A 17,639-nucleotide genomic window follows, 5' to 3' on the forward strand; every position below is an offset into this window, starting at 1 on the left:
CTGCTAAAAACAAGGCTGAACGGCCTTACATACAGGACAAAACCAATACTGAACGAAAAGTAGGGGCAGATTTATGGGCCAATCTCCAAATTGGCCCTGACACTTATTGAGCTTTTATAACCGCAATCAGTTTCTGTAACTCTTTAAATCGCTTTTCATCAGGTTCAGGATTTTCGATCGGCAGTTTTTTCAACTCATCGATGATAATTCGCCCAACCAGCAATCGCATATTTTTCTTATCGTCGGCCGGAATCACGTACCAGGGCGCTTTGTCCGTAGCGGTTTCATTAATACAGATTTCATAAGCATCCTGGTAATCGTCCCAGAAATCCCGCTCTTTCACGTCGCCCTCTTCAAACTTCCAGTTTTTGTCGATATCCTCAATTCGGGCAATTAGTCGATCGGCCTGCTCCTTTTTAGATACGTGCAGGTAAAACTTGATGGTTGGGAAGCCATTGCGGTGCAAAAACGTTTCCATATCCCGGATGGCTTCGTAGCGATGTTTGAACAGCTTATCCAGATCTTCCGTTAGTTTTTCGGGCAGGCGCTGGCTTTGTGTAAGGATTTCGGGATGAACTTTTACGACCAGCACCTCTTCATAATACGATCGATTAAATATGCCAATCATACCCCGTTCGGGAAGCTCACGCCAACTTCGCCATAGAAAATCGTGATCTAGTTCCTGATCGGTTGGGCGTTTGAAGGAGTAGACCCGAACCCCGGCTGGGTTGGTTCCGGTAAATACATGTTTGATCGTACCATCTTTTCCGGCCGCGTCCAACGCCTGAAATACGGTCAGAAGTCCGTATCGGTTGTGGGCAAACATACGCTCCTGCCACTTATCGATTTCGGAAGCCTGCTGCCGAAGAATGGCTTCATAATGCGCATCATCTTCGTAAAGGTCATCAACTTTAGTAGGCGCTTTTTTAATTTTCAGCGGCTTTTCGCCGTCATAACGGAAGCGGTCAGTATTGAAATCAGTCACGGCAGTGAAGGGTAAACTTTACGTTAGGAAGTTCTGTTAACTAGTTAGGCAAATTAACCGAATAAAACTATAAGGTTTCAGGAACTCAACAGGTTTGTCGAAACAAATTATATGGCAACAAATCAATCAGGCGCTTTGGCAAAAGCGACCTTTGGCACGGGCTGTTTCTGGTGCACCGAAGCCGTTTACGAATCACTAAGGGGCGTTATTGCGGCCGTATCGGGTTACGAAGGTGGCCACAAAGAAAATCCGACCTATAAAGAGGTTTGTACGGGTACAACCGGCCATGCCGAATGTGTAGAAGTGACGTATGACTCTACGCAAATTACCTATCAAGAATTGCTTGAAGCGTTCTTCCGCAGTCATGACCCAACCTCACTCAATCGGCAGGGAAATGATATTGGTACGCAATACCGATCGGTCATTTTTTATCACAACGACGAGCAGAAACAACTCGCCGAAACAGCTAAAGCAGAACTGGATAAATCGGGCGCTTATGACAGCCCAATTGTTACAGAAATTTCGCCGGCCAGTACATTTTACGAAGCTGAAGAATACCACCAAAGCTATTTTGCCAACAATCCGAATCAGGGCTACTGTGCTTTTGTTGTAGCTCCGAAAGTAGATAAATTCAGGAAAGTTTTTAAAGAAAAATTGAAACCTGATTTAAATCATGCCTAGTAAGTTTCATTAAAATTATAGTAGATAAGCTCCTCAAATTGAGGAGCTTTTTATTTATATAGTGTACTAAACTTAGACTTATCCAAAAGCAACTTACTGAAGACTAGTTATTTAAACAATTTATTTCAAAATAGATTATAGGTTATAAATCCCTGTTTGCTATGTTTGTCACAAAGTCAATATTGACCGAATAATAAGAGGTCTGTTTAGGCGTTTGTGAGGCCCACAGATTCGCTTTTACTTTGTCTCAAATTTTAACACAAATCAGTTTCGTCAAATGAAAAAAATCCACTTTTCTATCTTATTGGTTCTTGGTCTGTTAGTCGGCACCCAATCATTTGCTCAATATAAAATTGACAAAGGAACCAAATTAATCAACCTTGGAATTGGCGTAGGTGGCTATGCTAGTGTAGGTGGTATCGCGTTCGGCGGTTCTGCCGATTTCGGCGTTGCTCCAAATATTACGGTCGGTGGCCAAGTAGCTTATCGTAGCTTCAACTATGGTTACCTCGGTTACAATGACAAAATCAACTACCTATATTTCGCAGCTCGGGGTTCGTATCACTTTAACGAACTGTTGAACCTGAGTACTGATAAGGCTGATCTGTATGCAGGTATCGGTTTAGGTTATGAGAGCGTAACTTACAGCTCAAGTTTCGGTAGTGGCTTTAACACATTTGGTAGTGGTATCTATCTGCCAATTCACCTGGGTGGCCGTTACTTCTTTAGCGAAAAAGTAGGTGCCTTTGGCGAATTAGGAACGGGTATTGCTCCTTTGATGCTGGGTATCACCTTCGGTCTGTAAGCACAGTTGTGGCACTAAAAAAGGCAACCGCATGTGGTTGCCTTTTTTAGTGCCTTTCTGCTAGAAGATACTATTTATCCGCTATTTCTTTCAGGCTGGCTATGCCCATATTCCAGAGGATAAACGAATAAATATCGGCTGTCTGCTCAATATTCTTCTTCGTATTACTTGCGCCGTGACCTGAGTTGGTATCAATCCGAATCAGGATAGGATTGTTTCCTTTATATATTTCCTGAAGTGTAGCGGCATATTTGAACGAATGCGCCGGTACTACCCGATCGTCGTGGTCGGCCGTTGTGATCAGTGTGGCCGGATAATTCAGGCCGGGCTTGATGTTCTGAATGGGCGAATAGGCATACAACGCCTTAAACTCTCCGGGATTATCGCTACTTCCATAATCAGCGATCCAGTTCCAGCCGATGGTAAATTTATGGAACCGGAGCATGTCCATCACGCCTACCTGTGGGATGGCTACCCGGAACAGTTCGGGCCGCTGATTCATAACAGCCCCTACGAGTAATCCACCATTCGACCCACCCTGAATAGCCAGTTTAGCCGGGCTGGTGTATTTCTGGGCAATCAGGTATTCAGCTGCGGCAATAAAATCATCGAATACATTCTGCTTCTTCAGCTTCATACCCTGCTCATGCCATTTTTCGCCGTATTCACTCCCCCCGCGTAAGTTAGCCTGAGCATACACACCTCCCTGCTCGAGAAAAGGAATCCGAAATGGACTGAACGAAGGCGGTAAACTTATATTGAAACCACCATAACCATACAGCAAAGTCGGGTTGGTCCCATCCAGCTTCAGGCCCTTTCGATAAGTAAGAAACATGGGTATTTTAGTACCATCTTTACTCGTATAGAATACTTGCCTGGTCTCATAGGCATCAGGCTTAAAGTCAACTTCGGGTGCCCGAAAAACAGTGCTTTTTCGCGTGGCAATGTCGTAGCGGTAAATGGTAGGTGGAAATGTAAAGGATGTAAAGGTATAGAATACGAATTTGTCGTCCTTCTCGCCACCAAAGCCCCCAGCCGAACCCAAAGCGGGTAGTTTCACTTCACTCTCCCACTTGCCGTTGTAATCATACACATCAATTTTTGAGACAACGTCCTTGCTGTACTCGACGAACAGTTTACCACCAGCCGCCTGTACACTTCCTTCGGCAATAGGTTCTGGTTTTTCAGGAATAAGGTCGGCAAAGGTTTTCTTCTTTGTATCGAAGGCAATGACTTTACTATTCGGCGCTTTTTCGTTCGTCAAAATAAGTAATCGATCACCGTCATTATCGACCACGTCATAACTAAAGTCGGTAATGTCGGCAACAACAGGTGCGAAGGTTTTATTTCCTGATTTCGCATCCAGGAAAAACAGTGCATTGCCATCTTTCCCTTTGCCTCGGTCACTCACCGTTAGCAATGCAAATCGCTCATCATCGGTGGTTTGTAGTGTATGAAACCGTTGGGGATTTTTGGGGTCTTCATATACCAGCTTGTCGGCCGACTGCGGGGTGTTGAGTTTATGAAAGAATACCTGGTGATTTTCGTTTTTGGCAGCCAAGGCACTGCCTTCGGGTTTCGGATACCGGCTGTAATAAAACCCGTCGCCCTGCCAGGCTGCGCCCGACACCTTCACCCATTCGATTTTTTCAGACAGATATTGCTTCGTGGCCAGGTCCATAATCTGGTATTCCTGCCAGTCGGAACCACCCTTCGACAAACCTACAACAGCATATTTCCCGTCTTTCGATAATGAAAAAGCCCCAAGCCGGGTGGTCCCATCAGTCGACAATTTGTTCGGGTCAAGGACTAGCTCGGGTTTTCCGTCAAGGCCTTTTTGTCGGTAAAGAACGGCCTGATTTTGCAGACCGTCATTTTTCGAGAAGTAGAACCAATCGCCCTTCCGGCTGGGTGCCGAATATTTTGGATAATTGTATATCTGTTCCAGCCGGTTCTGTAACTGTTTACGGTATGGAATCTGCGCCAGATAGTCGAACGTTACTTTATTTTCGGTTTTAACCCAGTCGGCCGTTTCGGCAGAACGGTCATCTTCGAGCCAACGGTACGGATCAGCTACCTGCGTACCATGATAGGTATCGACCTGATCGGTTTTACGAGCGTGCGGATAGGTAAGCGGCTGCGTTGCCTGCCCCTGTGCCCCCAGTGAACTTAGCATAAGACATACTTGAATAACCCTCAAATAACGCATAGTTTGCTTGACGATTGATGGTAAAATCGTTACAGGCTACGAATTTCGACTTGAAATCGGAGAAACACTAGCTGTTTATGATTTACTATGATTCACATCGGGTTCATCATTTACGTCATATGTCAACATTAGCGCAACCTAACTGTATTTATTAGCCTACAAACTTGGATATTTACCAAATAAATAGCTCATTTACAAAGGCTTCCTCAACTACCACTCTTTGCCCCAATGATACGCTCTGGCTATCTGTACCTAGTTGTGCTTTTCTGGAGTGTATGGCCTCAGTTTGTACGGGGGCAATCGGCAACAACGCCCATTTTCCGGGTCGATCATATTGGCGTTAGTGACGGCCTTACGCAGGGCTCGGTCTACTACATTCACAAAGACAGTCGTGGCTTTCTGTGGTTCGGAACACAGGATGGATTGAATCGCTACGATGGCCACCATTTCCACACGTACCGACCCGCCTTAACGAAAGATGGTATTGTGCAGCCAGGCACTATTCGGGGCATTAATATCTTCGGTATTGTCGAAGATACTGATGGCAATCTTTGGATAGGCACAGAGGTGGGGCTGAACCGCTATGACCGTCGGCATGACCGTTTCGATTGCTTTTTTGTCAATGGCTCAAAGCCAGGCCGTTCCCGGCTCACAAGCCGTACCATGCCTTTCTCTATTGACTCTACTAATCTGACTTATCTGAGCGATGCCGAAGGGCTGGTGCAGTTCAATTACCGAACACTACGCAAAACCATATTAGCGGCCAATCTGCATCCCACCCGCGAATATGATCTGCAAAGTTCCGCCGTTAAGACCCCATCGGGCGATATCTGGCTGCATGGAACCACAGGTATCCAGCGCTACGAGCCCAATACCCATAAACTATCTCGCTATTTTAGCAATCATCCCCACAATCTGGCGGGTTCGGCACAGGCGGTTTCTTCCTTTTTTATTGAGGACAGTATTGCCTGGTTGGGTACCCATAAAGGCCTGATTCGACTCAATTATCAAAACGGCACCTTCCAGACGTATGATCTGGTTGGCAATCATACGATTAGTTCAATCTATAGCCTGGCTTCCGACAATCGCGGCCGCCTGTGGCTTGGTACACAACAGGATGGTGTGTTGTATTTTGATAAACGTTCTCGTCTGTTTGGACAGGTAACCGATTTCCTGAAAGCCACCCGGCAGCTCAATGAGTTTAAAATCAGCAAGGTATATGTAGACAACACGGGGATCGTTTGGGCTAATACAGACCCCGATGGCATGGCCCGTATTGTTCCCGATGCCTTTTTATTCGGTGGTTCGGTGAAAAGTCAGGCTAATGATGGGCTGCCTGCCAATCAGAAACTGACCAACTATACGATTCGGGGATTTCTGGAGGAGCGATTCGATCGGCTATGGGTGCTCACTCAGGCAGGCATCAATGTGCTCGACCCACGTACCAATTTAATAACCGAGCGCTTTTTTACATCACCGCTAACCGGTAATGGCCGCCCTCAGATCGTCCCTAAGTGTTTATACCGTGATCCGCAACGCCGTATCTGGGTGGGTCATATCGGTGGGGTTCTGGCGTTTGATTCAAAATCACGAACGTTCACATCCATTCCTTTTTCTAGCTCAACAAACCTCGTTAGCAGCAATTACGTACGCAATCTGACCAGTATCAGTGATAGCTTTTTACTGGCGGGGACCGAAGATGGTCTCTACGTGTTGAATACCGTCAAACGTAACTGGTCAAAATTACCTCTACTCGACGGACAGAACATTTTTAGCATCTGGTACAACACTAAAGCGCATCAACTCTGGGTAGGCACTTACCTAAACGGGTATTACTGTTATCAACTTTCCCAGCCAGAAGCTGGCAAATCCCTCAACTGGCGATTTCTTCGCTCCGGCCTGAAAGGGTTTATGATCTTGCACATCCGGCCTGATGCTAGTCAGCAAACAATCTGGCTTTCGTGCGACCGAGGATTAGTAGCGCTAAATGCTCAAACGGGCCGATTCCGGCTTTATACCGAACAACAGGGCCTGGCCAATTCCTTCGTCTACGGCACGATTAGCGACGTTCAGCAGAAAATCTGGATGAGTACGAACCGAGGTATTTCAAGACTAGACCCCGAAACGCAGGTTATCAAAAATTTTACCCCGAAAGATGGCCTTCAGGGATACGAGTTCAATGGCAATGCGTTTATGCGGGCAGCTAATGGTGAACTTTATTTCGGAGGAGTGAATGGTTTCAACCGCTTTCGACCTGATGCGTTTCGGAGCAGCACCTTCAATCCATATGTCTATATTTACTCACTCACGATCAACGAACAACCGTATCGTTCCGAGACCTATGTGGGTGAAACGAAAGAAATCCGTCTGGACTATTCTCAAAATACATTAGCCCTTGAATTTGCCGCCCTTGATTTCTTCAGCAATGGCCATAATTCGTATCAGTATCAGCTTACGGGTTACGACGACCAATGGGTTATGGCTGGCGAGCGTAACTATGTACGCTATGCCAATTTACCACCCGGCTCTTATACCTTTCAGATCAAAGCGGCTAATCAGGATGGGCACTGGAGTCATCGGATTCGGAAACTGATTATTCACATTGAGCCCCCATTCTGGAAAACGATTCCATTTGTATTAAGCCTGATCGTATTACTAATAGTAGGTGTCTGGATTTGGGTACGTCGCCGGGAAGATAGTATTCGCCAGCAGCAGGTTGACCGACTGCGTTTGGCATACGAGATTCAGGAGCAGGTCAAAAAAGACATCGCCCGCGATTTACATGATGAAATTGGGACTCGCCTGGCCACTATCAAACTGTATACGAATCAACTAACAAAACAAGCTGGAGAAACCCCAAAAATTCTCTCCCTTAAATCGACGGTAAATCAACTAATTAACGATACCATCAGCGACGTCCGAAATCTGCTTCGAAAGCTGAATCCGCAAACTCTGGAACAACATGGGTATGTGGCGGCTGTTGATGAACTATTTTCCCGAATAGGTGCCAGTGGCGGTATTGTTGCTCAATTCGACGGGGGAGATACGCTGGAAAATGCCAATCGACTTCCCACCGAGACCGAAGTCATGCTCTATCGCATTACGCAGGAACTGGTCAGTAATTCGCTAAAACACGCCAGTCCACGGCGGATCGGTCTACAATTGAAGCCTCAGCAAGACCAGCTTGTTCTGGTTTATCAGGACGACGGATCAGGCTTCAATTACGACCAGATACGCAGCAAAGCACCGGGTTTAGGTATGGGTAACATTGAGTCGCGGGTAGCTTTGCTGGGTGGACGCATCAGTTGGGAAAGCAAGCCGGGTTTTGGTGTAAAAGTTACGATCGAAATACCGACTGACCCACTTAGCCATCAACCAATCTATAAGGTGCTAATCAAGCAACCCCATGCCAATTAGTTCGGAAACTCAATACGGGGAACTACGCGCGGAATTAGTCCACGCGAATCGTGCTGGAGCAACATCTCGAATAAAAGAACGGTAGCCGCAGCATCACCCTGAGCCCGATGGCGCCCATGCAACGGAATTCCTAACGACTTACAGAGCTTTCCAAGACTGTAAGAGGGATAGCCGGGAATTACCTTCCGACTTGTACGAACTGTGCAGAGTGTACGTCGATAAAAATCGTATCCCAGCCAATTCAACTCTTTTTTAACGAAGTTAAAGTCGAAGCTGACGTTGTGCGCCACAAAAATGGCATCTTCGGTAATGCGAAGGACCGATTCGGCAACATCGGCAAAGGTTGGGGCATCCTGAACCATCTCATCCGAAATTCCCGTCAGATACTGAATAAACGGGGGAATCGGGCACTCCGGATTAAGAAGAGAATGAAACGAATCAACAACCTGCTGGCCGTCGTGACGAAAGATCGCAATTTCAGTAAGACGAGTCGGGCCGTTTATGCCTCCAGTTGTTTCAACGTCGACGATACAATACACAAAAAATCCGTTATCAGTTACAGAGTCAACAGCGAACAGCTAAGAATGAGTTCGCTGTTGACGCATTGAAATGTATTATTCCTGTAGTGCCGACACTTGTACTGGCTGCGTCTGGCCGGGTCTTCGGGCCACCACACCCTGCCGAATCAGTTGGAGAGTGTAGTCCAGAATGTAATCCCGATTGGTCATCAGATCGTTGTAACTACGGGAAACACTAAAATCAGGCTCTACAGTAAACCCGTTTGATCGGTCGGTACTGACAGAATGGGTTAGTTTTTTAAGTGGTATACGAACCTGAATCCGAGAGTTAGGCAGAATAATCGTTTTAAAATGCCCGGCAAAATCGCCCCAATACGCACTCCCGCTGGGTTCACCGACAAACGTACCCATGCCCGCATCGAGCGTTTTAGCTAATACAGTAGTGGTCGCCGAGAAAGAAGCACCATTCAGCAGAAAATATAGATTTCCCGTAAACGCATCTTTACGGCGGGGCCGGTATTTATGTCGTAATGAGCGACTCGTAAAGCCACCTCCTTTTTCTGACCTGTATTGCAAACTAAAATTAAGTGCCGAAAACGGGTTCCAGGGGGTAACCAGTTCGGCACGGGCCGCCCGTTTCATATCCTCATGTTCCATCATTCGGAACGAATTGGGCATCCAGTAGCGCAGCAATCGGGCCGAGTTGAGCACAATACCGCCCCCGTTTCCCTGCATATCGACAACCAGATTTTTCACATTCTCTTCTTTAATCTGCTTAAAAGCCTGTTTCAGCCTGCGGTTAAATGCCCACTGAAACGGATCTTTCTTCTTTAACCCCATGAATGAGGAAACCCTTAACACAGCCGTGTGAGTGAGCGTATCGACTACTTTAACAGACAGATTTGGGCGCCGATCGATATCTACCCCATAGCGACGCTGGATGGTCCGCCGAAAATCCTGAAGGGACAGGCAGGCGATTCGCTCTTCCCGGATTAGCGTATCTGTAGTTAATCGATAGGTGATTCGAACGGAATCGGCCGAACCAAACCAGGCTGCGTAATAATCGGCAAACTGCACCATACTCCAGAACCGGCGCCCCGTCAGGTTATCGCCGTCAGAGCCAGACCGATCAGCATCCATCAGTTCACGATGCAGATCAGCCACCGCCCGGCCATTGATCATCAGCAACTCGGTGCCACGTTGAAGCGACGTATCCGACGATACATTATGGCTAATAAAATACCGACTATCGACGGGTCGGATGTAGAAGGGCAAATACCGCGTTTGCTTCCCGATATAATTTCGGCGATGATTCAGATTGGTATGGCCGTCTTTCAGAGCGGTTACCAACGGGCTAACATGATGGTAAAACGACAGATAACTTATAGGAGACGTCAGCCTGTTATACAGCGAATCATAGAGCTGTTCCATGCGAGCCTGCGGTGTATAATACCCCATACCCGGATGCAGACCATCGAGCTTATGTTTTAAAAAGGAAATATCAGCCCGCGCCTGAGCGGGTGTTAACTCTTGAGCTGTGGCTATGCGATTACCAAGGTTGAGTAAGGTACTTACTACAAGCAGAATTCGGCCAATCTTCATCGATACAAGTTACGGTAGACGACGGCCTCCCTCCGACCGTATCATTCGTTAAGTGAAGATACGATCAGGCGTAACTATAATCAATAAAATTTGTTTAAAACTTCCTTAAAATTTTGCTTAGGGTCCCTTAAACAGCACAATTAATCGATTTAGTTACTAATTTATCAACTATCCTTTCGGTGAGGAATAACCGTCCAGTGTTTTACACCCGGCATGTGTTCGCCAACTATAGCGTCGGCTACTTCTTCCAGATTCTCCTCATTTGTAGTGAAGAAAAGGCTTTTAGGCTCGCCGTCGGTTTGAGTGGGGCGTACCTCATAATATTCATTGTGGTGCTCGATAGCGTGTTTTTCAACAAGTTGGTACTGTGCCATAATTAGTTCGTTCTGTTTAGTAACGTTAACCTGGTTTATCAAAGGATGTTTACAGCTCATCGTACCGCTTGCTATGACACAACCGAATACCAGAAGCTGCCAATGATTAACCTAACATTGTAATCAATATGGCCCCTGTGACTATTACGCCTGCTCCGATAAGTTTACGGACAATTCCCTGCTCGCGAAAAAACTGATAGCCAAACAACACACTTAATAAGGCCGACGTTTGAAACAGGGCCAACGCATAGCCCACAGACATACCAGCCAGTGCAACATTACTCGCCACCTGGGTAAGCCCAACGGACAGACATAGCGCTATAAAAATGATCCGCTGATCTATCAGAAGCCCCACCTGTTGCCGCCATTGCTTTCGCATGGTTAGCATTATCCAAATTAGCGTACAACCAAAGCCTAGCAGACACCAGTAAAAAAATGCGATGATGGGTGTTGATACTAAAATAGCCTTCTTTAAAAAGACCCCATCAATAGCCGAAAAAATAAGTGCTGCCAGTCGGAGCTTCACTTCTGGAAGAAGAAAAATCTCCCATGAAAAGCCTTTGCGCTGCTGCCTGTCGGCCAGTACAATATAACTTCCTGTAATGATCAGCAATATACCCAGCAATCCCCACCAGCCTGGAATTTCATGCAGTAAAAACATACCAGTGAGTAAACCCACCACCGATTTATATGCATTGATAGGCCCCAGAACCGACAAATCGCCAATGTGTAGCGCTTTGACCAGAAACACATTGCCAAACATGGCTAAAACGCTGGAAATAATCATGCTTAACCAGAACTCTTCCGACAGACCCTGAAAGCGTAGCTGAGACCAGAACAGTAGACAAACTAATGCCAGAAAGCCATATGTTGCCGAAATCACAAACAATGGATCGGCTGCTCGTTGTGTCAACTGCTTTTGAAACACGTTTGAAAGCGGGTTAGCAATTATCCGAACCAGAATGGCCAAAGAAGTCAGTGTACTAATGGTCAGTAGCATAGGTCATTGATGCTTCGGAAGCAAAGTCATTGTAGGTATTCTCTTTCAAACTTTCTTGCTGTTAGGTTATTTTATGCCTGATGCATCAGCGAACCCACAGATTCACAGCTTTTTTTCAGCATTCACTTTCCTGATTCACAAATGCTTCGTACCTTTGCGCTCCTATTTTTTGGAGAGGAGGAACGAAAGGTGAACGCATTACGCGCATACGACATTCACATTGTCGGTCTGGACAATAAACGGCATGAATACGACTTTACGTCGGATGATGCTTTTTTTGCTGCGCTGGATCAGGATTTGATCGAGAAAGGAAATGTACACACACATTTGCTGCTGGACAAATCGGAAACCATGATTCGGCTCGATTTTCAGATCAAAGGCACCGTCGAACAAGTCTGTGATCGCAGCCTTGAAGAATATGATGAACCAGTTGATACGCGGCATATCATGCTGCTAAAATTTGGTGATCATAATGAAGAACTAACCGACGAGATTGAACTTATTGAACGAAACACGGCTACGATTAATCTAGCCCGTTACATCTTTGAGTTCATCAGCCTGTCTCTTCCTATGAAACGTTTGCATCCGCGTTTTCGGGCAGAAGAGGATTCGGACGACGATGACCAAAATGGTAAAGTGATTTACCGTACGGATGCTGAAGCTGACGACGTAGACGAGCAACAGCCAGACATTGATCCTCGCTGGGCAGCTCTACGAAAATTAAATAACAATTAAATGACGTTATAGGGTGATGGTTTTTTGAGATTACCCAGTTTCTTCTCAACTGTTGTAACCATTACCTCTATAGCTAAATAACCAGACAACTTTATATCTTAAGACAATGGCACACCCCAAACGACGCCACTCAAGCACCCGACGCGATAAGCGCAGAACACACTACGTTGCTACGCCTGTAGCGCTCTCGACCGACGCGCAAACTGGCGAAGTACATCAGCGCCACCACGCTCACGTTTTTGAGGGCAATCTGTTCTATAAAGGACAAATGATTGTTGAGAATTACGCCAAAACGGCATAAATCTCGATCATTTATGAAGAGTATTTCGCCGACGTCTTTCCGAAGATGAACGCGAAATACTTTTTTATTGCCTGTCACCTGCCTATTTTTACGCATAGAAAAGTAGGCAGGCAATTTGTGTCAGGCATTGCCAGGAAGCGCTAGTCGTTTACTATCAATTGATTATAGGCTATAATTGCCTACTGACAGGCCCTTAATTTACAACCCCGACGAACAGGGAAGTATTGAACAAACCGAGTCAATGAAAATTGCAGTGGACGCAATGGGTGGTGATTTTGCCCCCGAAGCAATTGTGGAAGGAGTAATTCAGGCCGCTGCTGAATTGCCGGAGGATGTGGTTATTGTGTTGATCGGTAAGCAGGCTATTATACAAACCCTGCTTGACAAACATAATGCCAGTGCAGTTACCAGCATTGAGTTGGTAAATGCCGATGATATCATTGAAATGAGTGAGCACCCGACCAAGGCGCTCTCCCAAAAGCCCAATTCCAGTATCGGAATCGGGTTTAAGCTTCTGAAAGACAAACAGGTTGATGCGTTTTGTAGTGCTGGCAATACGGGTGCCATGCACGTTGGAGCCCTGTTTAGCATCAAAGCAATTGAAGGCATTATGCGACCCTGCATTGCTGGCTTTGTTCCACAAATTACGGGTGGTCATGCCGTAATGCTCGATATCGGTGCCAATGCGGATTGCAAACCCGAAATGCTGGCCCAGTTTGGCGAAATAGGTTCTATTTACGCCCAGTATACGTTCGGTATAAACCAGCCCCGAGTAGCCCTGATGAACATTGGTTCTGAAGAGCAGAAAGGATCACTGGTCGCTCAGGCCGCTCACCAACTTCTTAAAGACAATCGTCGGATTAACTTTGTAGGCAATATTGAAGGGGGCGACTTCTTCGACGGTAAGGCCGACGTCATCATAACGGATGGCTTCACTGGAAATGCTATGTTTAAACTAGGCGAATCGTTTTATGACATCGCCAGTCGACGGGGTATTCGTGATGAGTTCCTGGATAAAACCAACTACGAATCGGTAGGGGGTAGCCCAATATTGGGCGTCAATGGCAATGTAATTATTGCACACGGCATCTCATCACCTTTAGCGATTAAAAACATGATTGGCCTGGCCATTCGACAGGTCGAGTCCAACGCATATACAAAAATTGCACAAGCATTGAGTTAGTTTTCTGTTTGCACAATTCGGTTTATAACTGGCTGATGTGTAAACCGGATACTGTAAACAGAAAACTTTGTAAATACCACTTATGAGTAAAGCTGCCATAACAGGAGTCCACGGCTACGTTCCCGACTATGTGCTGACCAATGCTGAATTGGAGCGTATGGTGGATACAAATGATGAATGGATTACAAGCCGTACAGGCATTAAGGAACGGCACATTCTCAAGGGTGAAGGTATGGGGTCGTCGCACATGGGTGCCAAAGCTGTAACCGGCCTGCTGGAAAAGACGAATACCCGTCCCGAAGAAGTCGATTTACTGATTTGCGCGACAACTACTCCCGATTATGTGTTTCCATGTACAGCTAATCTTATCTGCGACATGGTTGGCATTCGTAATGTAGGAAGCTTTGATATTCAGGCTGCTTGCTCTGGTTTTGTGTATGCACTCACCGTAGGCTCTCAATTTATTGAGACTGGCAAATACAAGAAAGTAGTTATTGTCGGGGCCGACAAGATGTCGGCGATTGTTGATTACACCGATCGTACTACTTGTGTACTGTTCGGTGATGGAGCTGGCGCAGTCCTTCTCGAACCCAATACCGAAGGAAATGGTATTCTGGATTCGATTATCAAATCGGATGGTGTCGGACAAAATCACCTGTTTCAGAAAGCAGGAGGAAGCCGCTACCCGCCCTCCCACGAAACTGTCGAAAAGCGCTGGCATTATGTATACCAGGACGGCCCTTCGGTATTTAAGTTTGCCGTCAAAAATATGGCTGATGTATCTGCCGAAATTATGGAACGAAACCACCTGAAAGGCGCTGATGTAGCCTGGCTGGTTCCACACCAGGCTAACAAACGCATCATCGACGCGACAGCCCATCGGATGGGCATCGAGTCGGATAAAGTCATGATGAACATTTACCGATACGGCAATACCACAGCCGCCACGATCCCGCTTTGCCTGTTCGATTATGAATCGCAATTAAAAAAAGGAGATAATCTGGTACTAGCCGCTTTTGGCGGTGGTTTTACCTGGGGAGCCGCCTATGTAAAGTGGGCCTATTAATTTCATATATGAGGTATGATATAGGATATATTTTGCCGATTATCTACGTCATACATCATACACCTAACATCATATATTTTAAATATGGCAACGACTGCAGACATCCGCAACGGACTCGTCTTAAACTTCAACAACGATCTTTTTCAAATTACTGAATTTCAACACGTAAAGCCTGGAAAGGGCGCTGCGTTTGTACGCACAAAGCTGAAAAGCCTCACTACAGGCCGTGTTATCGACAACACCTTCAACTCAGGCGTAACCATTTATCCAGTACGTGTGGAGCGCCGTAAATTCCAGTTTTTGTACAAGGATGAAGCGGGTTATAACTTCATGGATCAGGAAACATTCGACCAGATCAACCTTGACGAGAAAATTGTTGACAGCGCCGATCTGATGAAAGAAGGTCAGGAAGTAGAAATGCTGATTAATGCTGAAAATGAAACCCCTCTTTCGTGCGAACTTCCTCCGTTTGTTGAACTGGAGGTAACGTATGCCGAGCCAGGTATTAAAGGTGACACAGCTAACAGCCCCAAAAAACGGGTTGAAGTCGAATCAGGTGCTAAAATTATGGTCCCGCTCTTTATTGATTCGGGCGAAAAAATCCGGGTTGACACCCGTACCCGTGAGTACGTTGAACGAGTGAAATAGCTATCATCAAACAGTTAGTCTTTAATACAGTTAGAAAGTAAATTTCTTTCCTAAACTACCAATCACTCATTCAACTGTGTGACTACCAAACTATGACAACCCAAGACATACAGCAACTTATTGACTTCATATCTCAATCGGGTCTGGACGAAGTCAACATTGAAACCAACGATCTCAAGATCAGTGTAAAGCGGTATGGATCGGGCGCTCCGGCAATTGCTCCAGTAGCACCAGCCATTGCCCCTGCTGCTCCAGCTCCTATAGCCCAACCTCAGGCGGCTGCTCCAACAGCAACATCGGCACCTACGCCCGTAGCCGCGCCCAAGGCGGATACCTCAAACTACGTTACCATTAAGTCGCCGATGATCGGTACGTTCTATCGGTCATCTAACCCTGAAACCCCTTCGTTTGTCGAAGTGGGCGACAGTGTGACCGAAGGTAAGGTGGTTTGCATCATTGAAGCCATGAAGCTCTTCAACGAAATTGAATCCGAAGTATCGGGCCGCATTGTGAAAGTGCTCGTTGAAAATGCGACGCCTGTTGAGTATGACCAGCCGTTGTTCCTGGTAGAACCCATCTAAACCAAAGAGTGAAAGAGTGAAAGAGTGAAAGAGCGAAAAGCAGACGCCCGCTTTTTCTCACTCTTTCGCTCTTTCACTCTTTCACTCTTTATGTTCAAGAAAATTCTTATCGCCAACCGGGGGGAAATCGCTCTGCGAATCATCCGTACCTGCCGCGAAATGGGCATTAAAACGGTGGCCGTTTTTTCAACGGCCGACCGCGATAGCTTGCATGTACGTTTTGCTGACGAGGCTGTTTGCATTGGCCCGCCGGTGAGCAAGCAATCGTATCTTAGTATTCCTAATATTATTTCGGCGGCCGAAGTAACCGGGGCCGATGCCATCCATCCGGGCTACGGCTTTTTGTCGGAAAATGCCGAATTCTCGCAAATCTGCGCCGATTACGGCATTAAATTCATCGGTGCTACTGCCGACCAGATCAACAGCATGGGCGACAAAGCGACTGCTAAAGCGACCATGAAACTGGCTGGTGTTCCAGTCATTCCAGGCTCCGAAGGGCTGCTTGAATCCATTGAGCAGGGCAAAAAACTGTCAGCCGAAATGGGCTATCCGGTCATTATTAAGGCAACGGCTGGTGGTGGAGGTCGTGGTATGCGGATTATCCGGGCCGAAAATGAGTTTGAAAAAGCCTGGAACGATGCCCGTACCGAAGCAGGTGCCGCGTTTGGCAACGACGGGCTGTATCTGGAAAAATACGTTGAAGAGCCCCGTCACATCGAAATTCAGATTGTGGGTGATCAATACGGTAAAGTATGCCACTTATCCGAACGGGATTGCTCTATTCAGCGTCGCCACCAGAAGTTGGTTGAAGAAACCCCCTCTCCTATCGTTTCGGACGAACTCAGGCAACAAATGGGCGAAGCGGCTATTAAGGGCGCGCAGGCCATTGGTTACGAAGGAGCCGGAACCATTGAGTTTCTGGTTGATAAACACGGGAAGTTTTATTTCATGGAAATGAATACCCGTATTCAGGTCGAGCACCCGATTACGGAAGAAGTAACCGACTTCGACCTGATCAAAGAGCAGATCAAAGTAGCTGCCGGAACCGAAATTTCGGGGCGAAACTATACGCCGAAGCTCTACGCTATGGAATGCCGCATTAATGCGGAAGACCCTGCCAACGGTTTCCGTCCTTCGCCCGGTAAAATTACCAATCTGCATTTCCCTGGTGGTCACGGCGTTCGGATCGACAGCCACGTATACAGCGGCTATACCATCCCCCCAAACTACGACTCGATGATTGCCAAACTGATTGTTTCGGGTCAGTCGCGGGAGGAAGTGATTACCCGTATGAAACGGGCTTTGCAGGAGTTTGTCATCGAAGGAATCAAAACCACGATTCCATTCCATATCAGGCTGATGGACGATCCAGGTTTCCGGTCCGGGAAATTCACGACCGCTTTCCTCGATACGTTTGACTTCAGTAAGCTGTGATGTAACACAAGTGGAAACCCGTCAGTACAAGTGGCTGATGCGTGGGGGCAAATCCATATTACATTAAAAAACCGAGGTGTCTTGCTTTAGTGCAAGACAC

Annotated in this window: 16 protein-coding genes; 10 read left to right on the forward strand and 6 right to left on the reverse strand. The window is 46.6% G+C overall.

Annotated features, from left to right (window positions below):
- Positions 1-103: 103 nt before the first annotated feature.
- On the reverse strand, positions 104-985 hold the full coding sequence (locus tag BGO59_RS25835; RefSeq protein ID WP_293688440.1) for a PPK2 family polyphosphate kinase: 882 nt from the start codon (positions 983-985) through the stop codon (positions 104-106).
- Positions 986-1,096: 111 nt separating this feature from the next.
- On the opposite strand from BGO59_RS25835, the gene msrA reads away from it, so the two are divergent.
- Both msrA and BGO59_RS25845 read left to right on the forward strand, forming a co-directional pair.
- Positions 1,097-1,666: a peptide-methionine (S)-S-oxide reductase MsrA gene (gene msrA, locus BGO59_RS25840; protein ID WP_293688442.1), complete on the forward strand. Its 570-nt coding sequence runs from the start codon at positions 1,097-1,099 to the stop codon at positions 1,664-1,666.
- A 277-nt stretch (positions 1,667-1,943) separates the two neighbouring features.
- Positions 1,944-2,471, forward strand: coding sequence for a hypothetical protein (locus BGO59_RS25845; protein WP_293688444.1), 528 nt, complete (start codon positions 1,944-1,946; stop codon positions 2,469-2,471).
- 70 nt (positions 2,472-2,541) lie between these two features.
- Here the strand turns inward: BGO59_RS25845 and BGO59_RS25850 are convergent, their stop codons facing one another.
- The gene (locus BGO59_RS25850) at positions 2,542-4,647 is read right to left on the reverse strand and encodes a prolyl oligopeptidase family serine peptidase (protein WP_293688446.1); all 2,106 of its coding nucleotides are present in this window, start codon (positions 4,645-4,647) and stop codon (positions 2,542-2,544) included.
- A 261-nt stretch (positions 4,648-4,908) separates the two neighbouring features.
- On the opposite strand from BGO59_RS25850, the gene BGO59_RS25855 reads away from it, so the two are divergent.
- A complete protein-coding gene (locus BGO59_RS25855; RefSeq protein WP_293688448.1) occupies positions 4,909-8,097 on the forward strand; it encodes a sensor histidine kinase in 3,189 nt (1,062 codons plus the stop codon).
- Here BGO59_RS25855 and BGO59_RS25860 read toward each other — a convergent pair.
- The 4 genes from BGO59_RS25860 to BGO59_RS25875 form a co-directional block, all read right to left on the reverse strand.
- Positions 8,094-8,636, reverse strand: coding sequence for an exonuclease domain-containing protein (locus tag BGO59_RS25860; protein WP_293688450.1), 543 nt, complete (start codon positions 8,634-8,636; stop codon positions 8,094-8,096). The genes BGO59_RS25855 and BGO59_RS25860 overlap by 4 nt on opposite strands.
- A gap of 75 nt (positions 8,637-8,711) precedes the next feature.
- Positions 8,712-10,217 (reverse strand): S41 family peptidase, encoded by a 1,506-nt coding sequence (locus tag BGO59_RS25865; RefSeq protein ID WP_293688452.1) that lies wholly within the window; start codon positions 10,215-10,217, stop codon positions 8,712-8,714.
- A gap of 164 nt (positions 10,218-10,381) precedes the next feature.
- On the reverse strand, positions 10,382-10,591 hold the full coding sequence (locus BGO59_RS25870; protein WP_293688454.1) for a hypothetical protein: 210 nt from the start codon (positions 10,589-10,591) through the stop codon (positions 10,382-10,384).
- 106 nt (positions 10,592-10,697) lie between these two features.
- Positions 10,698-11,591, reverse strand: a complete 894-nt coding sequence (locus tag BGO59_RS25875) for a DMT family transporter (RefSeq protein ID WP_293688456.1) — start codon at positions 11,589-11,591, stop codon at positions 10,698-10,700.
- Positions 11,592-11,780: 189 nt separating this feature from the next.
- On the opposite strand from BGO59_RS25875, the gene BGO59_RS25880 reads away from it, so the two are divergent.
- From BGO59_RS25880 to accC, 7 genes are all read left to right on the forward strand, one after another.
- On the forward strand, positions 11,781-12,326 hold the full coding sequence (locus tag BGO59_RS25880) for a DUF177 domain-containing protein (RefSeq protein WP_293688701.1): 546 nt from the start codon (positions 11,781-11,783) through the stop codon (positions 12,324-12,326).
- A gap of 106 nt (positions 12,327-12,432) precedes the next feature.
- Positions 12,433-12,627, forward strand: coding sequence for a 50S ribosomal protein L32 (gene rpmF, locus BGO59_RS25885; protein WP_080059596.1), 195 nt, complete (start codon positions 12,433-12,435; stop codon positions 12,625-12,627).
- Between the two features lie 241 nt (positions 12,628-12,868).
- Positions 12,869-13,810, forward strand: coding sequence for a phosphate acyltransferase PlsX (gene plsX, locus BGO59_RS25890; RefSeq protein ID WP_293688459.1), 942 nt, complete (start codon positions 12,869-12,871; stop codon positions 13,808-13,810).
- An 82-nt stretch (positions 13,811-13,892) separates the two neighbouring features.
- Positions 13,893-14,876 (forward strand): beta-ketoacyl-ACP synthase III, encoded by a 984-nt coding sequence (locus tag BGO59_RS25895; protein WP_293688461.1) that lies wholly within the window; start codon positions 13,893-13,895, stop codon positions 14,874-14,876.
- An 84-nt stretch (positions 14,877-14,960) separates the two neighbouring features.
- Positions 14,961-15,524 (forward strand): elongation factor P, encoded by a 564-nt coding sequence (gene efp / locus BGO59_RS25900; RefSeq protein WP_020596354.1) that lies wholly within the window; start codon positions 14,961-14,963, stop codon positions 15,522-15,524.
- 92 nt (positions 15,525-15,616) lie between these two features.
- Positions 15,617-16,105, forward strand: coding sequence for an acetyl-CoA carboxylase biotin carboxyl carrier protein (accB, locus tag BGO59_RS25905; RefSeq protein WP_293688464.1), 489 nt, complete (start codon positions 15,617-15,619; stop codon positions 16,103-16,105).
- 90 nt (positions 16,106-16,195) lie between these two features.
- Positions 16,196-17,539, forward strand: coding sequence for an acetyl-CoA carboxylase biotin carboxylase subunit (accC, locus tag BGO59_RS25910; RefSeq protein WP_293688465.1), 1,344 nt, complete (start codon positions 16,196-16,198; stop codon positions 17,537-17,539).
- Positions 17,540-17,639 lie beyond the last annotated feature (100 nt).

The sequence above is a fragment of the Spirosoma sp. 48-14 genome (assembly GCF_001898575.1).
Taxonomy (GTDB): domain Bacteria; phylum Bacteroidota; class Bacteroidia; order Cytophagales; family Spirosomataceae; genus Spirosoma.

Excerpts from the sequence above, each read along its gene's own strand:
- msrA (WP_293688442.1), top strand. The coding sequence starts at position 1,097 with ATGGCAACAAATCAATCAGGCGCTTTGGCAAAAGCGACCTTTGGCACG.
- BGO59_RS25845 (WP_293688444.1), top strand. The coding sequence starts at position 1,944 with ATGAAAAAAATCCACTTTTCTATCTTATTGGTTCTTGGTCTGTTAGTC.
- BGO59_RS25850 (WP_293688446.1), bottom strand. The coding sequence starts at position 4,647 with ATGCTAAGTTCACTGGGGGCACAGGGGCAGGCAACGCAGCCGCTTACC.
- BGO59_RS25855 (WP_293688448.1), top strand. The coding sequence starts at position 4,909 with ATGATACGCTCTGGCTATCTGTACCTAGTTGTGCTTTTCTGGAGTGTA.
- BGO59_RS25865 (WP_293688452.1), bottom strand. The coding sequence starts at position 10,217 with ATGAAGATTGGCCGAATTCTGCTTGTAGTAAGTACCTTACTCAACCTT.
- BGO59_RS25870 (WP_293688454.1), bottom strand. The coding sequence starts at position 10,591 with ATGGCACAGTACCAACTTGTTGAAAAACACGCTATCGAGCACCACAAT.
- BGO59_RS25875 (WP_293688456.1), bottom strand. The coding sequence starts at position 11,591 with ATGCTACTGACCATTAGTACACTGACTTCTTTGGCCATTCTGGTTCGG.
- rpmF (WP_080059596.1), top strand. The coding sequence starts at position 12,433 with ATGGCACACCCCAAACGACGCCACTCAAGCACCCGACGCGATAAGCGC.
- plsX (WP_293688459.1), top strand. The coding sequence starts at position 12,869 with ATGAAAATTGCAGTGGACGCAATGGGTGGTGATTTTGCCCCCGAAGCA.
- BGO59_RS25895 (WP_293688461.1), top strand. The coding sequence starts at position 13,893 with ATGAGTAAAGCTGCCATAACAGGAGTCCACGGCTACGTTCCCGACTAT.
- efp (WP_020596354.1), top strand. The coding sequence starts at position 14,961 with ATGGCAACGACTGCAGACATCCGCAACGGACTCGTCTTAAACTTCAAC.
- accB (WP_293688464.1), top strand. The coding sequence starts at position 15,617 with ATGACAACCCAAGACATACAGCAACTTATTGACTTCATATCTCAATCG.
- accC (WP_293688465.1), top strand. The coding sequence starts at position 16,196 with ATGTTCAAGAAAATTCTTATCGCCAACCGGGGGGAAATCGCTCTGCGA.